Annotated in this window: 17 protein-coding genes; 9 read left to right on the top strand and 8 right to left on the bottom strand. The window is 71.8% G+C overall.

Features of this window, described 5'->3' with window-relative positions:
- Window positions 1-17: 17 nt before the first annotated feature.
- Both sufB and AB0O01_RS15360 read right to left on the bottom strand, forming a co-directional pair.
- Window positions 18-1439: a Fe-S cluster assembly protein SufB gene (sufB, locus tag AB0O01_RS15365; RefSeq protein ID WP_365313561.1), complete on the bottom strand. Its 1422-nt coding sequence runs from the start codon at window positions 1437-1439 to the stop codon at window positions 18-20.
- Window positions 1436-2224, bottom strand: a complete 789-nt coding sequence (locus tag AB0O01_RS15360) for a helix-turn-helix domain-containing protein (protein WP_365313560.1) — start codon at window positions 2222-2224, stop codon at window positions 1436-1438. Before AB0O01_RS15360 ends, sufB begins: the two co-directional genes overlap by 4 nt.
- A 173-nt stretch (window positions 2225-2397) precedes the next feature.
- Here AB0O01_RS15360 and AB0O01_RS15355 point away from each other — a divergent pair, with 173 nt between their 5' ends.
- From AB0O01_RS15355 to AB0O01_RS15340, 4 genes are all read left to right on the top strand, one after another.
- Window positions 2398-3222, top strand: coding sequence for an AAC(3) family N-acetyltransferase (locus AB0O01_RS15355; RefSeq protein ID WP_365313558.1), 825 nt, complete (start codon window positions 2398-2400; stop codon window positions 3220-3222).
- Between the two features lie 90 nt (window positions 3223-3312).
- A complete protein-coding gene (locus AB0O01_RS15350) occupies window positions 3313-4236 on the top strand; it encodes an ABC transporter ATP-binding protein (RefSeq protein WP_365313556.1) in 924 nt (307 codons plus the stop codon).
- Window positions 4233-5003 (top strand): ABC transporter permease, encoded by a 771-nt coding sequence (locus AB0O01_RS15345; protein WP_365313554.1) that lies wholly within the window; start codon window positions 4233-4235, stop codon window positions 5001-5003. Before AB0O01_RS15350 ends, AB0O01_RS15345 begins: the two co-directional genes overlap by 4 nt.
- Before the next feature lie 98 nt (window positions 5004-5101).
- Window positions 5102-6130, top strand: a complete 1029-nt coding sequence (locus AB0O01_RS15340) for a COX15/CtaA family protein (RefSeq protein WP_365313553.1) — start codon at window positions 5102-5104, stop codon at window positions 6128-6130.
- Here the strand turns inward: AB0O01_RS15340 and AB0O01_RS15335 are convergent.
- The 4 genes from AB0O01_RS15335 to AB0O01_RS15320 form a co-directional block, all read right to left on the bottom strand.
- Window positions 6085-6915 carry a nucleotidyltransferase domain-containing protein gene (locus tag AB0O01_RS15335; protein ID WP_365313552.1) on the bottom strand — a complete coding sequence of 277 codons (831 nt, stop codon included), beginning with the start codon at window positions 6913-6915 and terminating at the stop codon, window positions 6085-6087. The genes AB0O01_RS15340 and AB0O01_RS15335 overlap by 46 nt on opposite strands.
- An 18-nt stretch (window positions 6916-6933) precedes the next feature.
- On the bottom strand, window positions 6934-8040 hold the full coding sequence (locus AB0O01_RS15330; RefSeq protein WP_365313550.1) for an amidohydrolase family protein: 1107 nt from the start codon (window positions 8038-8040) through the stop codon (window positions 6934-6936).
- Window positions 8041-8169: 129 nt separating this feature from the next.
- Window positions 8170-8529, bottom strand: a complete 360-nt coding sequence (locus tag AB0O01_RS15325; RefSeq protein WP_365313548.1) for a hypothetical protein — start codon at window positions 8527-8529, stop codon at window positions 8170-8172.
- Between the two features lie 98 nt (window positions 8530-8627).
- Window positions 8628-9581 carry a heme o synthase gene (locus AB0O01_RS15320; RefSeq protein ID WP_365313769.1) on the bottom strand — a complete coding sequence of 318 codons (954 nt, stop codon included), beginning with the start codon at window positions 9579-9581 and terminating at the stop codon, window positions 8628-8630.
- A 375-nt stretch (window positions 9582-9956) separates the two neighbouring features.
- Between AB0O01_RS15320 and tkt the strand changes: the two genes are divergently transcribed.
- The 5 genes from tkt to pgl are packed head-to-tail and all read left to right on the top strand — an operon-like array spanning window position 9957 to window position 16610.
- A complete protein-coding gene (tkt, locus tag AB0O01_RS15315) occupies window positions 9957-12065 on the top strand; it encodes a transketolase (RefSeq protein ID WP_365313546.1) in 2109 nt (702 codons plus the stop codon).
- 34 nt (window positions 12066-12099) lie between these two features.
- On the top strand, window positions 12100-13218 hold the full coding sequence (tal, locus tag AB0O01_RS15310) for a transaldolase (protein WP_365313544.1): 1119 nt from the start codon (window positions 12100-12102) through the stop codon (window positions 13216-13218).
- Between the two features lie 4 nt (window positions 13219-13222).
- On the top strand, window positions 13223-14761 hold the full coding sequence (zwf, locus tag AB0O01_RS15305; RefSeq protein WP_365313542.1) for a glucose-6-phosphate dehydrogenase: 1539 nt from the start codon (window positions 13223-13225) through the stop codon (window positions 14759-14761).
- The gene (gene opcA, locus AB0O01_RS15300; protein ID WP_365313540.1) at window positions 14758-15831 is read left to right on the top strand and encodes a glucose-6-phosphate dehydrogenase assembly protein OpcA; all 1074 of its coding nucleotides are present in this window, start codon (window positions 14758-14760) and stop codon (window positions 15829-15831) included. The genes zwf and opcA overlap by 4 nt, the downstream gene beginning before the upstream one ends.
- Window positions 15828-16610, top strand: a complete 783-nt coding sequence (pgl, locus tag AB0O01_RS15295; protein ID WP_365313538.1) for a 6-phosphogluconolactonase — start codon at window positions 15828-15830, stop codon at window positions 16608-16610. The genes opcA and pgl overlap by 4 nt, the downstream gene beginning before the upstream one ends.
- Before the next feature lie 412 nt (window positions 16611-17022).
- Here the strand turns inward: pgl and AB0O01_RS15290 are convergent, their stop codons facing one another.
- Together AB0O01_RS15290 and AB0O01_RS15285 are read right to left on the bottom strand one after the other, a co-directional pair.
- Window positions 17023-17862, bottom strand: a complete 840-nt coding sequence (locus AB0O01_RS15290) for a carbohydrate ABC transporter permease (protein WP_365313536.1) — start codon at window positions 17860-17862, stop codon at window positions 17023-17025.
- Window positions 17862-19223, bottom strand: a complete 1362-nt coding sequence (locus AB0O01_RS15285; protein WP_365313534.1) for an ABC transporter permease subunit — start codon at window positions 19221-19223, stop codon at window positions 17862-17864. The genes AB0O01_RS15290 and AB0O01_RS15285 overlap by 1 nt, the downstream gene beginning before the upstream one ends.
- Window positions 19224-19225: the final 2 nt, after the last annotated feature.

Raw genomic sequence — 19225 nt, 5'->3', positions numbered from 1 at the left:
GCGGTGGGCGTCCGGCGCTAGCCGACCGCGCCTTCCATCTGGAGCTCGATCAGCCGGTTCAGCTCCAGCGCGTACTCCATGGGCAGCTCCTTGGCGATCGGCTCGACGAAGCCGCGCACGATCATCGCCATCGCCTCGAACTCGGTCAGACCGCGGCTCATCAGATAGAAGAGCTGGTCCTCGGAGACCTTGGAGACGGTCGCCTCGTGCCCCATGGAGACGTCGTCCTCGCGGACGTCGACATAGGGGTAGGTGTCGGAGCGGGAGATGGTGTCCACCAGCAGCGCGTCGCACAGCACGTTGGACTTGGCGCCGGGGGCGCCCTCGCCGATCTCGATCAGACCGCGGTAGGAGGTGCGGCCACCGCCGCGGGCCACCGACTTCGAGACGATGTTGGACGAGGTGTTCGGCGCCATGTGGACCATCTTGGCGCCCGCGTCCTGGTGCTGGCCCTCGCCCGCGAAGGCGATGGACAGGGTCTCGCCCTTGGCGTGCTCGCCCATGAGGTAGACGGCCGGGTACTTCATCGTCACCTTGGAGCCGATGTTGCCGTCGATCCACTCCATGGTGGCGCCCTCGTAGGCGACGGCGCGCTTGGTGACCAGGTTGTAGACGTTGTTCGACCAGTTCTGGATGGTCGTGTAGCGGCAGCGGGCGTTCTTCTTGACGATGATCTCGACGACCGCGCTGTGCAGCGAGTCCGACTTGTAGATCGGCGCGGTGCAGCCCTCGACGTAGTGCACATAGGCGCCCTCGTCGACGATGATCAGGGTCCGCTCGAACTGGCCCATGTTCTCGGTGTTGATCCGGAAGTAGGCCTGGAGCGGGATCTCGACATGGACGCCCGGCGGGACGTAGATGAAGGAGCCGCCGGACCACACCGCGGTGTTCAGCGACGCGAACTTGTTGTCGCCGACCGGGATGACCGTGCCGAAGTACTCCTTGAACAGCTCCGGGTGCTCCTTGAGCGCGGTGTCGGTGTCCAGGAAGATGACGCCCTGCTCCTCCAGGTCCTCACGGATCTGGTGGTAGACGACCTCCGACTCGTACTGGGCGGCGACACCGGCGACCAGGCGCTGCTTCTCGGCCTCGGGGATGCCCAGCTTGTCGTAGGTGTTCTTGATGTCCTCGGGCAGGTCCTCCCAGGACTCCGCCTGCTTCTCCGTGGAGCGCACGAAGTACTTGATGTTGTCGAAGTCGATGCCGGAGAGGTCGGAGCCCCAGTTCGGCATGGGCTTCTTCTCGAAGAGCCGCAGGCCCTTGAGGCGGAGCTTGGTCATCCACTCCGGCTCCGACTTCTTCCCGGAGATGTCGCGGACGACGGCCTCGCTCAGACCGCGCTTCGCCGCGGCACCGGCCTCGTCGGAGTCGGCCCAGCCGTATTCGTACGTGCCCAGCCCTTCGAGTTCGGGGTGGGCGGTCTCCGTGGGGAGAGTCATGCGGGGTTCCTCCCGGCCGTGCTGGTGGATGCGTGGGTGGTAGTGGTAGAGGCGGTGGCAGAGGTCGCGGGGGTCGCGGAGATCTTCGCGGGCGGCGAGGTCTTCGGGATCCTCGGGATGAACGTCGTGCACACACCGTCGCCGTGGGCGATGGTGGCCAGCCGCTGCACATGGGTGCCGAGCAGTTCGGCGAACAGCTCCGTCTCGGCCTCGCAGAGCTGCGGGAACCGCTCGGCGACATGGGCGACCGGGCAGTGGTGCTGGCAGAGCTGCTCGCCCTGCTGGGGCCGGGGCGCGCTGCGCGCGGTAGCAGCGTACCCGTCCGCGCTCAGGGCCTTGGCCAGGGCTTCGGTGCGCTCGCCGGGACCGGCCGCCTCGACCGCGGTGCGGTAGGCGTCGGCGAGGGCGGCGATCCGGGCACGGGCGAAGGCGGCGACCGCCTCGCTGCCGCCGTGCTGCTCGGCGATCCAGTTCAGGGCGTCGGCCGCGAGCTGGTCGTAGGACTGGTCGAAGGCGTCCCGCCCGCAGTCCGTCAGGGCGAACACCTTGGCGGGCCGGCCGCGCGCCCGGGCGCCGTAGACCCGCTGCTCGCGGGAGGCCACGACATCGTCGGCGAGCAGGGCGTCGAGATGGCGGCGGACGGCGGCCTGGGTGAGGCCGAGGCGCTGGGCCAGCTCGGCGACGGTCGAGGGACCGTGTTGCAGGATCGAGCGCGCGACCCGGTTGCGGGTGGACCGCTCACCGGTCGCGAGTTCCTCCTGCGGAGCCTCACCGACGTTTTTCACAACGCCATTGTTGCGTAATTCCTCAGAGACTGACAAGCCGCGTCCGTACGGGTGAGCGGTGCCCTGTGTCACTTAGGTATACCTAAGATGACCTGCGGAAACGATCTTTGATCGATCACACCGTACGCCGAACCGGTGGCGCCCGGCGGGCCCGTCGAGGAGACTGCCGAACCATGCCCGACACCTCCGCAACCCCTCCGACCGGCCCTCTTGTCACCCGATCCACAGTCGCCGCACAGGCGCGCGAGGCCGGGGTGCTCAGCGGCGAGACCCTGCTCGTGCACTCCTCGCTGCGCTCCCTGGGCTGGGTCTGCGGCGGCCCGGTCGCCGTCGTCCAGGGACTGCTGGACGCCCTCGGCCCGCGCGGCACCCTGGTCGTCCCCACCCAGACCGGCGACCTCTCCGACCCCGCCGTCTGGACCGAGCCCCCCGTCCCGCGCGCCTGGTGGGACACCATCCGCGCCACCATGCCGCCCTACGATCCCGCCCTCACCCCCACCCGGGGCGTCGGCGTGATCCCGGAGACCGTACGGCGCTGGCCCGGCGCCCTGCGCAGCGCCCACCCCCAGACCTCCTTCGCCGCCGTCGGCCCCCGCGCCGCCCAGGTCACCGACGGCCACGCCACCGACTGCCGGCTCGGCGAGCGGAGCCCCCTGGCCCGGCTGGAGGCGCTCGGCGCCCGGGTCCTGCTGCTCGGCGCCGGATACGGCTCCTGCACCGCCTTCCATCTCGCCGAGTACCGTGTCCCGGCCCCGCTGGTCCGGGTCGGCCGCCCGTCCCCCGACGGCTGGGAGGAGGTCACGGAGGTGTCCATCAGCGCCGACCGCTTCGACGAACTCGGCCATGACTTCGAACGCGACCGCCCGGTCGTGCGGGGCACGGTCGGCGCCGCCGCGACCCGGCTCTTCCCGGTCGCCGACGCGGTGGCCTACGCCGAGACCTGGCTCGCCACCCACCGGCCCCGGATCGGGGACGTCCTGCTGGGGGGACCGGAGTGAGCGGTGCCCCCGGCGCGCTCCCCCCGGCGCCCCCGGACTTCCCGCACCCCCCGGTCCGGGGCGCCCGGCGCGAACCTAGACTCTGGACCCATGCGAAGTGAGCCCGTGGTCCAGGTCGACGCCCTGGTGAAGCGGTACGGCGACAAGACCGCGGTGGACCGCCTCTCCCTGGTGGCCCGGACCGGGGTGACCGCCGTACTCGGTCCCAACGGTGCCGGGAAGACCACGACGGTCGAGATGTGCGAGGGCTACCGGCGGCCCGACTCCGGGACCGTCCGCGTCCTCGGCCTCGACCCGGTCCGCGACTCCCGCGCGCTGCGCCCCCGCGTCGGCGTGATGCTCCAGAGCGGCGGGGTCTACTCCGGCGCCCGCGCGGGCGAGATGCTGCGCCATGTGGCCCGGCTGCACGCCCACCCGCTGGACGTGGACGCCCTGATCGAGCGGCTCGGCCTCGGCTCCTGCGGCCGTACCTCCTACCGGCGGCTGTCCGGCGGGCAGCAGCAGCGGCTCGCCCTCGCCATGGCCGTCGTCGGCCGCCCCGAGCTGGTCTTCCTGGACGAGCCGAGCGCCGGACTCGACCCGCAGGCCCGCCGCGCCGCCTGGGACCTGATCCGCGATCTGCGCGCCGACGGCGTCTCCGTCATCCTCACCACCCACCACATGGACGAGGCCGAGCAGCTCGCCGACGACGTCGCCATCATCGACAGCGGACGGGTCGTCGCCCAGGGCAGCCCCGAGGAGCTGTGCCGGGGCGGCGCCGAGAACACCCTGCGCTTCACCGGCCGCCCCGGACTCGACGTGGCCTCCCTCCTCAAGGCCCTCCCCGCCGACGCCGCCGCCGTCGAACTGACCCCGGGCTCCTACCGCGTCACCGGCACCATCGACCCCCAGCTCCTGGCCACGGTCACCTCCTGGTGCGCCCAGCACGGGGTCCTCCCGGACCGCCTCTCGGTGGAACGCCACACTCTGGAAGACGTCTTCTTGGAACTGACCGGCAAGGAGCTGCGCGCATGAGCGCCACCGGTACGTACGCCCCCCGGCCCGGGGCCGCGCCGCTGACCCGCATGATCGCGGCCCAGGCGGCACTGGAGACCCGGATGCTGCTGCGCAACGGCGAGCAACTGCTCCTGACAGTGATCATCCCGACCCTGCTGCTGGTGCTGTTCTCCACCGTCGACATCGTCGACACCGGCGCCGGGGAGTCCGTCGACTTCCTCGCGCCCGGCATCCTCGCGCTGGCCGTGCTGTCCACCGCGTTCACCGGGCAGGCCATCGCCACCGGCTTCGAGCGGCGCTACGGGGTGCTCAAGCGGCTGGCGTCCTCGCCGCTGCCGCGCTGGGGGCTGATGACCGCCAAGACCCTCGCGGTGCTGGTCACCGAGGTGCTCCAGGTGCTGCTGGTGACGGCCCTCGCCCTGGCGCTCGGCTGGTCCCCGCAGGGCAACCCGCTCACCGTGCTCCTGCTGCTGGTGCTGGGCACCGCCGCGTTCTCCGGGCTCGGGCTGCTGATGGCGGGCACCCTGAAGGCGGAGGCCACCCTCGCCGCCGCCAACCTGGTGTTCCTGCTGCTGCTGATCGGCGGCGGGGTGATCGTCCCCCTGGACCGGTTCCCGGACGCCGCTCAGGACGTCCTCGGGCTGCTGCCGATCTCCGCCCTCTCCGAGGGTCTGCGGGATGTCCTCCAGCACGGGGCCGGGATGCCCTGGGGCAATCTGGCGGTGCTGGCGGTGTGGGCGGTGCTGGGGCTGGCGGCGGCGGGGCGGTTCTTCCGCTGGGAGTAGCTGGCTCCGGGCCGGGAGCGACGGGCTCCGCCGCGAGCAGCCGCGCCGAAGAGGTGAAGCGGGCCCCTCGTGAACGAGTGCACAAGCCGCCTTCTACGATGGGCCCCGTGCCCAAGCTGACCCGTGCGGACGCCGTAGCCGCCGTGCGCAACCCCCTCGCCTTCATCGCCGCGCGCTGGACCCCCACCCCGCGCACCGTGCGCCGGGCCGCGCTCGCCGCGCTCGTCATGGCGGTCGTCATCGTCGTCACCGGTGGGGCCGTCCGGCTCACCGGCTCCGGCCTCGGCTGCCCGACCTGGCCCAAGTGCACCGACGACTCGCTGACCGCGACCCGGGAGATGGGTCTGCACGGGGTCATCGAGTTCGGCAACCGGATGCTGACCTATGTGCTGTGCGCGGCGGTCGGCTGGGCCATCATCGCCGCCCGCTCCGAGAAGCCGTACCGGCGGGAGCTGACCCGGCTGGGCTGGGCCCAGTTCTGGGTGGTCATGGGCAACGCGGTGCTCGGCGGGATCGTCGTCCTGGTCGGCCTCAACCCGTACACGGTCGCCCTGCACTTCCTGCTGTCCTCCGCGCTGATCGCGGTGGCCACGGTGATGTGGCAGCGCACCCGCGAGGGCGACGGGGCGGCGCGTCCGCTGGTCGGCAGGGTCGTGCAGCAGCTCGTGTGGGTGCTGGTCGGGGTGACGGTGCTGCTGATCGCCGTCGGCACTGTCGTGACCGGCGCCGGTCCGCACGCCGGTGACTCCAGCGAGGTGCCCCGGATGGACGTCCCCTGGGACGACGTGACCCGGCTGCACGCGGTGCTGGCGTGGATCGTGGTGACGCTGACCTTCGCCCTGTGGTTCGTCCTCAAGGCGGTGGACGCCCCCAGGGTCCCGCTCGCCCGGACCCGGGACCTGTTCGTGATCCTGCTGCTCCAGGGCGTCATCGGCTACGTCCAGTACTTCACCGATCTGCCCGAGGTCCTGGTCGGCGCCCATATGCTCGGCTCGTGCCTGGTGTGGATCGCCACCCTGCGGGTCCTGCTCGCCCTGCGCGAGCGCCCGGCGTCCGACGCCGCCGTCCCGGCCCCGGCCGTTCAGGAGTACGAGGCGACCAGCGCGTCGATGGCCGGGCCCAGGTAGGTCCGGGTCAGGTCGGCGCGGCGGGCGGTCCAGTCGGGGGCCGGGGCCGGGCGGGGGCCGTCGTAGCGGCGGGCCCTGATGTCCTCGACCACCTCGGCCGGGGCGCCCAGGCCGGGCAGCACGGCGAGGGCCTCGCGCTTGGAGATCAGCCGGCCGTCCCGCGCGGTCACGGTGGCGCGGGCCAGGGTGATCAGGGCGTGGTCCACCCATACGTCCCGGGTCCACAGCTCCGCGCGGTCCACCTTGGGGCGCCAGAAGTCCCGCTGGTCGCGGACCACGAACGCGGTGAGTTCCGGGTCCGTGACCGGCGGGAGCAGGTCCGCCGGGGGCGGGCCGTGCAGAACCCGGCCGAAGGAGTGCAGCTCACGGCGGGTGACCGGGGTGACCGGGCGGCGCAGCAGTTCCTGGTGCGCCCAGGTGAGGTGCCGTCGGGCGGTGCCGGTCGCGGTCGCCGGGGTGAGATAGGTGCAGTGCAGCAGGGGGGCGAGCGGGGCGGTGCCCAGTCGGGCGTGGAGCAGGGCCAGCCGCCAGAGGGTGCGCGGGGCGGGCCTCCGGGGCAGCACGGCGATCAGATCGAGGTCGCTGCGGCCCTCCTGGTAGTCACCGCCCGCCAGTGAGCCGTGCGCCCAGAGCGCGACCGGTCCGAGCGGGGCCAGGGCGGTGAGGAAGCGGTCGAGCAGGGCGCGGGTGGCGGGCGGGTCGTCGGCTGGGGGCTGTTCCTGGGCCGGGAGCTGATCCCGGGTCGCCGGCTGATCCCGGGCCGGAGGCTGTTCCTGGGGTGGCATGTGCTCAGTCTGGCCAGTTCAGTCCAGCCCGTACACCCGCCGCGCGTTGCCCGCCGCGATCAGGGCGGCCACCCGGTGGGCGTCGCCCGGCGACCACGACCCCTCGGTCACCCAGCCGCCGAGCACCCGGCCGAGCGCCTCCCGGAACAACCGCGCCCCGACCACATGCAGTTCGGGGAGCGCGCCCGCCCCGGTGGAGAAGAGGACCTTCCCGAAGGGGGCCAGTTCCAGGATCTCGGCGAGCACCCGGGCGGCTCCGGAGCCGGTGCGCGGCAGGGCGGCGCCGCAGTCGGCGTACACATGGGGGAAGACGGCCGCCAGACGGGCCGCCCGGCGATGGTACGGAGAGCCGTGCAGCAGGATCAGATCGGTGCCGAGCCCCGCGGTGGCCCGGACGAAACCGGTCAGCGGCACCGGGTCCGTGCCGTCGACGCGGGCCCCGGGCCCGCCCGGACCGGTGTGCAGTTGCAGGGGCAGGCCGGAGGCGACGGCGTTCCACAGCAGATGGCGCAGCAGCACCGGATCGGTGAGGGCGTCGCCCGCCCGCCGCCCGGCCAGCCAGCGCCCCGCCGCGCCGCGCACCTCACCGGGGCCGGGCGGTTCGGGCGCGAGGGCGAGTCCGTGGCGCAGCCCCGCGACGGAGGTGAAGGCCACGGCGTGGGCGGCGGCGGCGTGCACCGACTCGGCGAGGTTGGCGAGAAAGGACGCGACGGTGCCGGAGGTGTCGGCGATCTGCTCGGCGAGGAGTTCGAGGCGGACGGTCTCGCGGGCCTCGGCGTCGGCGGCCGAGGCCAGTTCGGCGGGGCAGGTGAGGTCGCCGGGCGGGCCGGTGTCGACGAGGTAGGTGGTGATGCCGGTGCCGCGCAGCAGCCGTCGGGTGGACTCCAGGACGCCGAGTTCCCGGCGGCGGGCGAGATAGCGGGCGGGCGGGCTGTGCGGTTCCAGGCCCAGCAGCGGGGGGCACCAGCGGCGGACCGCGAACCCGGTCTGGGTGTCGAAGAGGGTGGTGCCGGGGGCGGACGGGCCCTCGGTGGGGGCGAGCCGGGCCTCGAAGGTGCCGAGTCCCAGCTCCGTCCGGAGCACTCCGTGGCAGTGCTGGTCCACCAGGGCCGGTGTCTCGATCATTCCCGCTGCTCCCCCGTCGTGGACTGTCCCTGTGACCGTCCTAACGGGTGGGGCGGGGTTCAGGTGTTGCCGGACGGGGTGGTCCGGCCACGGCGGCCGGACGCGTACCTGACGGAGGAGCGGCGATGCTCAGCCGTTTCCCACCTGGATTCCGGCCATGCGCTTCCACTCGTAGGGGCCGGTCCGCACCTTGGCGGCGAACTCGCCGTCGAAGGACTCGTGGACGGTGATGCCGGAGGCGGTGACCGCCCGCTCGGCGACGGCGAGGCTGGGGGCGACCAGGTCGCCCCAGGTGCCGTCCTCGCCGACCAGGACGATCCGGGCGCCGCGTTCGCCGAGGTAGGCGATCTGGCCCTCGGCGCCGCCGTGCCTGCGGGCGAAGGCGCCGATCTGCCGGGTCAGCCGGGCGGTCCTGCGCCCGTCGCGGGCGGCGGCCCCGGTGTCGGTGTTCTGGTCCGCCTGCGGGGTGTCTGCGTCTGCGTCTGCCATGGCCAGGATGCTACCGACGGGTACCGGCGGCGGGTACGTGACCCTCGCCTCAGCGCGAGCCCCGGCCCCGGCCACGGCCCCGGTCCCGGCGCCCGGTCTCAGCGCAGGAAGGGGTCCACGGCCACGGCCACGAACAGCAGCGAGACATAGGTGATGGACCAGTGGAACAGCCGCATCTCCTTCAGCTTCGCGCCCGTGACCTCGGCCTTGGCGCGGTTCTGGAGGGCGTGCGCCTCCCACAGCCACCAGCCGCCCGCGGCCAGCGCGACCGTGGTGTAGAACCAGCCGGTGTAGCCGAGCGGGGTGAGCAGCAGCGAGACCGCGACCATGACCCAGGAGTAGAGGACGATCTGCCGGGCCACGGTCTTGTTGGAGGCGACCACCGGGAGCATGGGCACGCCGACCCGCGCGTAGTCCTCCTTCACCTTCATGGACAGCGGCCAGTAGTGCGGCGGGGTCCAGAAGAAGATGACCAGGAAGAGGATGAGCGGGGCCCAGGTCAGGGAGTTCGTGACGGCCGTCCAGCCGATCAGCACCGGCATACAGCCCGCGATGCCGCCCCAGACGATGTTCTGCGCGGTGCGGCGCTTGAGGATCATCGTGTAGACGACGACGTAGAAGAGGAGGGCGCCGAGGGAGAGCCAGGCGGAGAGCCAGTTGACGGTGTAGCCGAAGAGCAGGGTGGAGCCGATGGCGAGGGTGATGCCGAAGGCGAGGCACTCGCGGGGGCTGACCATGCCGGTGACCAGGGGGCGCTGCGCGGTGCGGTCCATCAGCGCGTCGATGTCCCGGTCGATGTACATGTTGAGGGCGTTGGCGCCGCCCGCGGAGAGGTAGCCGCCGACGCAGGTGAGCAGCACCAGCGTCAGATCGGGCACGCCCTGCTCCGCCAGGAACATCACCGGAACGGTGGTGATCAGCAGCAGCTCGATGATCCGCGGCTTGGTCAGCGCCACGAACGCCATGACACGGGCCCCGAACGGCCGGTGACGCGGACCCCGGCTGGCCCCGACAACCCCCGCAGGACGGGATTCAACGGCCGTCACGCACACCCCTGACAGAGACATCCCAGCAAGCCTCCCGGTGTGAAGTCCCGGTAAAGGCTCGCGCGTACCACTGCACTGTAGACGTTGCCCAGACCCGGACATTCGCGGGGGTGGGGTCGTGTCCGAGGGTGCCCCCGGACGGCTCGGCGGCGGTGCGGGGTGAGCCGGGGTCCGCTCCGTTGAGTGCACGGACGAGCGGGCCCGTATTCAGGTGCCGGGGGTACGCCCGGCGCGGCCGGGAGGCGGATCGCGGGAAGTCCCGGCAGTCTGGAAACGAGGCGGAAAGGGCCGGTACGCGCAAGGGTAGGCTCGACAGCGGCCGGGTGCCCGATGCACCGGCATGCGACATGCGTGACATGTGGAGAGGAGCCCTGACTCAGGGTGAGCACCAAGCCGACCACCACAGACCTCGACTGGACCGATGTGGACCAGCGGGCCGTCGACACGGCCCGTGTCCTGGCCGCCGACGCCGTACAGAAGGTCGGTAACGGCCATCCCGGTACGGCCATGAGCCTCGCGCCCGCCGCGTACACCCTCTTCCAGAAGGTGATGCGGCACGACCCGGCGGACGCCGACTGGGTCGGGCGGGACCGCTTCGTGCTGTCCGCCGGACATTCGTCGCTGACCCTCTACACCCAGCTCTACCTGGCCGGTTTCGGACTGGAGCTGGATGATCTGAAGGCGTTCCGCACCTGGGGCTCGAAGACCCCGGGGCACCCCGAGTACGGGCACACCACCGGGGTGGAGACCACGACCGGGCCGCTGGGCCAGGGGGTCGCCAACGCGGTGGGCATGGCGATGGCCGCGCGCTACGAGCGCGGTCTCTTCGACCCGGACGCGGCCGGGGGCGAGTCGCCCTTCGACCACTTCGTCTACTGCATCGCCGGGGACGGCTGCCTCCAGGAGGGCATCTCCGCCGAGGCGTCCTCGATGGCCGGCCACCAGAAGCTCGGCAATCTGGTGCTGCTCTGGGACGACAACCACATCTCGATCGAGGGCGACACCGAGACCGCGGTCTCCGAGGACACGGTGAAGCGGTACGAGGCGTACGGCTGGCACGTCCAGCGGGTCGCGCCGACGCCGGACGGGGACCTGGACCCGCACGCGATCTACAACGCGATCGAGGCGGCCAAGCAGGTCACCGACCGGCCGTCGTTCATCGCGATGCGCTCGATCATCGCCTGGCCCGCCCCGCACGCCCAGAACACCGAGGCCGCGCACGGCTCGGCGCTGGGCGACGAGGAGGTCGCGGCGACCAAGCGGGTGCTGGGCTTCGACCCGGAGCGGTCCTTCGAGGTCTCCGACGCCGTGATCACCCACACCCGGGGCGCGGTGGAGCGGGGCCGGCAGGCGCGCGCCGAGTGGGAGAAGTCGTTCCAGGAGTGGCGGGACAACAACCCGGAGCGGGCGGCCGAGTTCGACCGGATCGCCGCCGGTGAGCTGCCGACCGGCTGGGAGGAGAAGATCCCGGTCTTCGAGGCGGGCAAGGGGGTCGCCACCCGGGCCGCGTCCGGCAAGGTGCTCCAGGCGCTCGGCGCGGTGATCCCGGAGCTGTGGGGCGGCTCGGCCGACCTGGCGGGCTCCAACAACACCACCATCGACAAGACGTCGTCGTTCCTCCCGGCGGACAACCCGCTGCCGGAGGCCGACCCGTACGGCCGGACGATCCACTTCGGGATCCGCGAGCACTCGATGGGCGCGGAGATGAACGGGATCGCGCTGCACGGCAACACGCGGATCTACGGCGGCACGTTCCTGGTGTTCTCCGACTACATGCGCAACGCGGTGCGGCTGTCGGCGCTGATGCATCTGCCGGTGACGTTCGTGTGGACGCACGACTCGATCGGGCTCGGCGAGGACGGCCCGACGCACCAGCCGGTGGAGCATCTGGCGTCGCTGCGGGCGATCCCGGGGCTGAACATCGTCCGCCCGGCCGACGCCAATGAGACGGCGCTCGCCTGGCGGGAGATCCTGCGCCGGTACACCAAGGAGTTCGGCAAGGGCGCCCCGCACGGGCTGGCGCTGACCCGGCAGGGCGTGCCGGTCTACCCGCACAACGAGGACGCGGCGCGCGGCGGTTACGTGCTGGCCGAGGCGGGGTCGGGCACGCCGGAGGTGATCCTGATCGCGACCGGCTCCGAGGTGCATCTGGCCGTCGGGGCGCGCGAGGCGCTGGAGGCCGAGGGGGTGGCCACCCGGGTGGTGTCGATGCCGTCGGTGGAGTGGTTCGAGGAGCAGGACGCGGCGTACCGGGAGAGTGTGCTCCCGGCGTCGGTGCGGGCGCGGGTGGCCGTCGAGGCGGGGATCGGGCTGACCTGGTACCGGTATGTCGGGGACGCCGGGCGGATCGTCTCGCTGGAGCACTTCGGCGCGTCCGCGGACGGCAAGGTGCTGTTCGAGGAGTTCGGCTTCACGGCGGAGAACATCGCCGCGAAGGCCCGGGAATCGCTGGCCGCCGTACGGGAATCGAACGCCGCCGCCGGGCGCTGACGCTGACATACGACACGTAGGAGATGCATTTTTCATGACGGACGCACTGAAGCGCCTCTCCGAGGAAGGCGTCGCGATCTGGCTGGACGATCTGTCGCGCAAGCGGATCACGTCCGGCAATCTGGCCGAGCTGATCGACCAGAGCCATGTCGTCGGGGTCACCACCAACCCGACGATCTTCCAGAAGGCGATCAGCAGCGGCGACGGCTATGAGCAGCAGCTCACCGATCTGGCCGCCCGGAAGGTGACCGTCGAGGAAGCCGTGCGGATGATCACCACGGCGGACGTCCGGGACGCCGCCGACATCCTGCGCCCGGTGTTCGACGCGACGGGCGGGCAGGACGGCCGGGTCTCCATCGAGGTGGACCCCCGTCTCGCCCACCACACCGTGGCGACGGTCGCCGAGGCCAAGCAGCTCGCCTGGCTGGTGGACCGGCCCAACACCCTGATCAAGATCCCGGCGACGAAGGCGGGCCTGCCGGCCATCACCGAGGTGATCGGCAACGGCATCAGCGTGAATGTGACGCTGATCTTCTCGCTGGAGCGCTACCGCGAGGTGATGGACGCCTATCTGGCGGGTCTGGAGCAGGCGCGGGCCAAGGGCCTGGACCTGTCCCTGATCCACTCGGTGGCCTCGTTCTTCGTGTCCCGGGTGGACACCGAGATCGACAAGCGGCTGGAGGCCCTGGGCACCGATGACGCGAAGGCGCTGCGCGGCAGGGCCGCCGTCGCCAACGCCCGCCTCGCCTACCAGGCGTACGAGGAGGTGTTCGGCACCGACCGCTGGGCGGCGCTGGAGAAGGCGGGCGCGAACAAGCAGCGTCCGCTGTGGGCGTCGACCGGGGTGAAGGACCCCGCGTACAAGGACACCCTGTACGTGGACGAGCTGGTGGCGCCGAACACGGTGAACACCATGCCGGAGGCCACCCTGGACGCCACCGCCGACCACGGTGTGATCACCGGGAACACGATCGCCGGGACCTATGGGCAGGCGCGCGCCGAGCTGGACGCCGTCGAGAAGCTCGGGATCGCCTACGACGACGTGGTCCAGGTGCTGGAGGACGAGGGCGTCGAGAAGTTCGAGGCGTCCTGGAACGAACTGCTGGCCTCGACCGAGGCGGTACTCAAGCGCCTCGCCCCTTCGGAGGGCTGACACCTTGTCCCCGGTTACCGGTAGCGGAGCGAACCCGCTTCGTGACCCCGCCGACCGACGGCTCCCGCGTATCGCGGGGCCGTCGGGCCTGGTGATCTTTGGCGTCACGGGCGATTTGTCCCGGAAGAAGCTGATGCCCGCGGTGTACGACCTCGCGAACCGGGGTCTGCTGCCGCCCGGCTTCTCGCTGGTCGGGTTCGCCCGCCGCGAGTGGCAGAACGAGGACTTCGCCCAGGAGGTCCACGACGCCGTCAAGGAGCACGCCCGCACCCCGTTCCGGGAGGAGGTCTGGCAGCAGCTCATCCAGGGGATGCGCTTCGTGCAGGGCACCTTCGACGACGACGAGGCGTTCGAGCGGCTCCGCGACACCATCGACGAGCTGGACAAGGCCCAGGGCACCGGAGGCAACTTCGCCTTCTATCTCTCGGTGCCGCCGCGCTCCTTCCCGGTGGTCATCCAGCAGCTCAAGAAGCACCAGCTCGCCGACCAGACGAACGGCTCCTGGCGGCGCGCGGTGATCGAGAAGCCGTTCGGCCACGATCTGGCCTCCGCCGAGCAGCTCAACAAGGTCGTCCACGAGGTGTTCGCCCCGGACCAGGTGTTCCGGATCGACCACTACCTGGGCAAGGAGACCGTCCAGAACATCCTGGCGCTGCGCTTCGCCAACACCATGTTCGAACCGATCTGGAACCGGTCCTTCGTGGACCATGTCCAGATCACCATGGCCGAGGACATCGGCATCGGCGGCCGGGCCGGCTACTACGACGGCATCGGCGCCGCCCGCGATGTCATCCAGAACCACCTCCTCCAGCTCCTGGCGCTCACCGCCATGGAGGAGCCCGCCTCCTTCGACGCGGACGCGCTGGCCGCCGAGAAGACCAAGGTGCTCGGCGCGGTCCGGCTCCCCCGCGACCTGGGCCGGGACACCGTGCGCGCCCAGTACGCGGCGGGCTGGCAGGGCGGCGAGAAGGCCGTCGGCTATCTGGAGGAGGACGGCATCGACGCCTCCTCCACCACCGACACCTACGCGGCCGTGAAGCTGGAGATCGACAACCGCCGCTGGGCGGGCGTCCCCTTCTATCTGCGCACCGGCAAGCGCCTCGGCCGCCGGGTCACCGAGATCGCGGTGGTCTTCCAGCGCGCCCCGCACTCCCCCTTCGACACCACCGCCACCGAGGAACTCGGGCAGAACGCCATCGTCATCCGGGTCCAGCCCGACGAGGGCGTCACCGTCCGCTTCGGCTCCAAGGTGCCGGGCACCTCGATGGAGATCCGGGACGTCTCCATGGACTTCGCGTACGGCGAGTCCTTCACGGAGTCCAGCCCGGAGGCGTACGAGCGGCTGATCCTGGATGTGCTGCTCGGCGACTCCAACCTCTTCCCGCGCACCGAGGAGGTCGAGCTGTCCTGGAAGATCCTCGACCCGATCGAGGAGTACTGGGACGCGAGCGGCAGGCCCGCGCAGTACCCGTCGGGCACCTGGGGCCCCATCGAGGCGGACGAGATGCTCGAACGAGACGGACGGAGCTGGCGCCGGCCATGAAGATAGACCTCACCGACACCACGGCCAGCAAGGTCAACAAGGCGCTGGTGCAGGGCCGCCGCGCGGTCGGCACCCCCGCCGTCGGCATGGTCCTCACCCTTGTCATCGTCACCGACGAGGAGAACGCCTACGACGCCCAGCGCGCCGCGAACGACGCCTCGCGCGAGCACCCCTCGCGCAAGCTGGTGGTGATCAAGCGGCACGCCCGCACCCCGCGCGAGCGCACCCGGTCCAAGCTGGACGCCGAGGTGCGGGTCGGCGCGGACGCGGGCACCGGCGAGACCGTGGTGCTCCGGCTGTACGGCGAGGTCGGCGACCACGCCCAGTCGGTGGTGCTGCCGCTGCTGCTCCCCGACGCCCCGGTGGTCGTGTGGTGGCCGGCGGGCGCGCCGCTCGACCCGGCCGCCGACCCGCTGGGCGCCCTCGCCCAGCGCCGGGTCACCGACACCTACGCGGCCGAGCAGCCGGTCAGGGAGCTGTCCGAGCGGGCCGGGACCTACACCCCCGGCGACACCGATCTGTCCTGGACCCGGATCACGCCCTGGCGCTCGATGCTGGCGGCAGCCCTGGACCAGGTGGTGTGCGAGGTCACCGGGGTCGAGGTCGAGGGCGAGGAGTTCAACCCGAGCTGCGAGCTGCTGGCGATGTGGCTCGCGGACAAGCTGGACGTGCCCGTGAGGCGCTCGCTGTCGGGCGGTCCCGGGCTGACCGCCGTACGGATGCAGACCGACTGCGGGCCGATCGTGCTGGACCGGGCGGACGGTTCGCTGGCCACCCTGTCGATCGACGGGCAGCCGGACCGGGCGGTGGCGCTGAAGCGCCGGGAGACGGCCGAGCTGATCGCCGAGGAGCTGCGGCGGCTCGACCCGGACGACACCTACGCGTCCGCGCTGCGGTTCGGGGTGGAGCGGCTGAACGCGTCGGCGGCTCCCGCCGCGGAGCCGGAACCGGCGCCGAAGCCGGAGTCGGAGTCGGAGTCGGCGCCGGAGTCGGCGCCCGTCGAGGAGGCCGCGCCCGTCAAGCCGGCCGCCCGGAAGAAGGCCCCGGCCAAGAAGGCGGCGGCCAAGTGAGCACCCCGCAGCTCGTGGTGCACCGCGACAAGGAGCTGATGGCCGAGGCCGCCGCGGCCCGGCTGATCACCCGGATCGTCGACGCCCAGGCGTCCCGGGGCGCCGCGTCGGTGGTGCTCACCGGGGGCCGCAACGGCAACGGCCTGCTGGCCGCGCTCGCCTCCTCGCCCGCCCGGGACGCGGTGGACTGGACGCGGCTGGACCTGTGGTGGGGCGACGAGCGCTATCTGCCCGAGGGCGACCCGGAGCGCAATGTCACCCAGGCCCGCGCCGCGCTGCTCGACTCCGTGCCGCTGGACCCGAAGCGCGTGCACCCAATGCCCGCGTCGGACGGTCCGTTCGGGTCGGACGTGGACGCGGCGGCAGCCGCCTACGCGGCGGAGCTGGCGGCGGCCTCCGGGCCGGAGAACCATGGCGCGGTGCCCTCGTTCGACGTCCTGCTGCTGGGTGTCGGGCCGGATACGCATGTGGCCTCCCTGTTTCCCGAGCTGCCCGCGGTGCGGGAGACGGACCGCACGGTGGTCGGTGTGCACGGGGCTCCCAAGCCGCCGCCGGTCCGGGTGTCGCTGACCCTGCCGGCGATCCGGGCGGCCCGTGAGGTGTGGCTGCTGGCGGCCGGCGCGGACAAGGCGAACGCGGCGGCCATCGCGCTGTCGGGCGCGGGCGAGATCCAGGCGCCGGCGGCCGGGGCCCGGGGCCGGGCCCGCACGCTGTGGCTGCTGGACTCGGCGGCGGCCTCGCAGTTGCCGCGGGCGCTGTACCCGCCGGCCACGCCCTGACGCCGGATTGACAACGGTTCGGCGGCGAAAGCCGTGATACCGGCCCGGCGGGGGCTACTCTGTCCGGGCGACCGATACCGGGCCCCCCGCCGCTTCGGGGAGCCCGGCTCGGTCACCGGGTTCGGGTGCGTCCGCCGCTTCGGGCGCTCCCGGCACACACGGTGACGGTCGCCGGGCCCGCCCGCCGCTTCGAACGGGCCCGACGCGCTTCACCGGTCGGTACTGCTGTGGTTCGGTGGTGCGGTAGTTCTTGCAGTGCGGTGGTTCTTCGGTGCCATGGTGCTTCGGTGCTGTGGTGCTGTGTGGAACGCCGGGCCCGTCCGCCGCTTTCGGACGGGCCCGGCGCCCTCGTTCCCCCATCGGCGCCGGCATGGGAGGTGGACGCCGGTGGGGAGTCGGGACGCGGGCCGGTCTACTTGACCGAGCCCGCCATGACGCCCTGGACGAAGTGGCGCTGGAAGGCGAAGAACACCACGACGGGCACCACCAGCGAGAGGAACGCGCCGGGGGCGAGGACGTCGATATTGCTGCCGAACTGCCGGATCTGCGACTGGAGCGCCACCGTCAGCGGCTGCGAGGACGTGTCGGCGAAGAGCAGCGCCACCAGCATGTCGTTCCAGACCCAGAGGAACTGGAAGATGGCGAGGCTGGCGATGGCCGGCTTGCCCACCGGCAGCACCAGCCGGGTGAAGATCCGCCACTCGGTGCCGCCGTCCATCCGGGCCGCCTCCAGCATCTCCTTCGGGATCTCCGCGAAGTAGTTGCGCAGCAGGAACACCGCGAACGGCAGTCCGTAGGCGACATGGAAGAGGACGACGCCCGGGATGGTGCCGAACAGTCCGAGCTGGCCGAAGAGCTTGGCGACCGGCAGCAGACCGATCTGCACCGGCACCACCAGCATCGCCACGACCAGCAGGAAGATCCCGTCACGGAACGGGAAGTCCAGCCAGGCGAAGGCATATCCGGCGAGTGCGGCGATCATCACGACCAGCAGGGTCGCCGGGACCGAGATCAGAATGGTGTTGAAGAACGCCTGGGTGATCCCGGAGTTGTCCAGCAGGGCCGAGTAGTTGTCGAAGGACAACTGCCCCGGGCTGGTGAACACGGTCCACCAGCCGCCGTTCGCGGTGTCCTCGGCGGACCTGAGCGAGGAGAGGAAGAGCCCGGCGAGCGGGGTCATCCAGACCAGGGCGACGACCACGAGGAACGCCTGGACGACGGCGCTGCCCAGTACGCGCCGGATGGCGTTCATCACTGACTCCTTCGGAAGCGGCGGACGTTGAAGACCATCGCCGGGATCACCAGCAGCAGGAGCAGGACGCCGAGCGCGCTGCCGAGGCCCTGGTCGTTGCCGCCGCCGAAGGAGACCAGCCACATCTGCGAGGCGAGTACGGTCGCGTCCTCCTGCACCGGTCCCGGCGCGATGATGTAGACCAGGTCGAAGACCTTCATCACATTGATGACCAGGGTGACGAAGACGACGGTCAGGGTGGGCGCGAGCAGCGGCACGGTGATCTTCCGGAAGATCTGCCACTCGCTGGCCCCGTCGATCCGGGCGGCCTCCAGCGCGTCCCGGGGCAGGGTGGAGAGCCCGGCGCCGATCAGCACCATGGAGAAGCCGGTCCAGATCCACAGATAGGCGCCGATGATGGCCGGGGTGACCAGGGTCGGGCCGAGCCAGGAGATGCCGTCGTAGGCCGCGGCGAAGTTGGACTCGGGCAGCCGGAGCTGGTAGCTGCCGCTGTCGAGGCCGGTGAAGCGGAACGACCCGTCGTCGCCGGTGGTGGTACGGGCGACGGTACTGCCGTCGCGTACCGCCTCCACGGTCAGACCGGGCAGTCCGCTCTCCCCGTCGTCGACCTGGCCCTGCTGTCCGCCGCCGCCGGCGGTGAAGTCCAGGTAGACCACGCCGCGCAGTTCGTCGGGAGCGGCGCTCTCGGCGGCGGCCGTGCCGGCGGGGGCCGAGCCCTCGGGGAGGTCCCGGGGCAGCACCCCGACCAGGCCGAGCGCGCTGGTGCTGCCCGGGGAGACGGCCTGTTCGGTGGTGTACGAGCCGTCCTGGCCCTGGGTGAGTCCCTGGCCCTCACGGGCGCGGGCGGTGGGGTAGGACGAGGTGTCGGAGAAGGTGTCGTGGACGGCGACGACCGCCGCGTTCAGGACGCCCTTGTCGGGATCCTCGTCGTAGGCCAGGCGGAAGATGATGCCGGCGGCGAGGAAGGAGACCGCCATCGGCATGAACATCAGCAGCTTGAACGCGGTCGCCCAGCGGATCTTCTCCACCAGCACGGCGAGGATCAGTCCGAGGCCGGTGAGCATCACCGGGGCGACGACGACCCAGATCGCGGTGTTGCGCAGCGCCTTGAGGGTGACGGGGTCGCGGAAGATCTCCGCGTAGTTGTCCACGCCGATGAAGCTGCTGCCGGCGGCGTCGAAGAGACTGCGGCCGAGGGAGTACAGCACCGGGTAGACGACCAGGGCGCCGAGCAGGAGCAGGGCGGGCAGGACGAAGAGCAGGGCGGCGGTCCGGCCCCGCCGCCGGGCCCGCCGCGAGTGCTCCGCGGCGGGGTCCGGCGGCGGGGGGGTGCCCGCCTCTTTCACGAGGGTGGCGGTCACGA

It is taken from the genome of Streptomyces sp. NPDC093252 (assembly GCF_040683675.1).
Lineage (GTDB): Bacteria > Actinomycetota > Actinomycetes > Streptomycetales > Streptomycetaceae > Streptomyces.
This window is presented reverse-complemented; position numbering and strand designations above follow the sequence as displayed.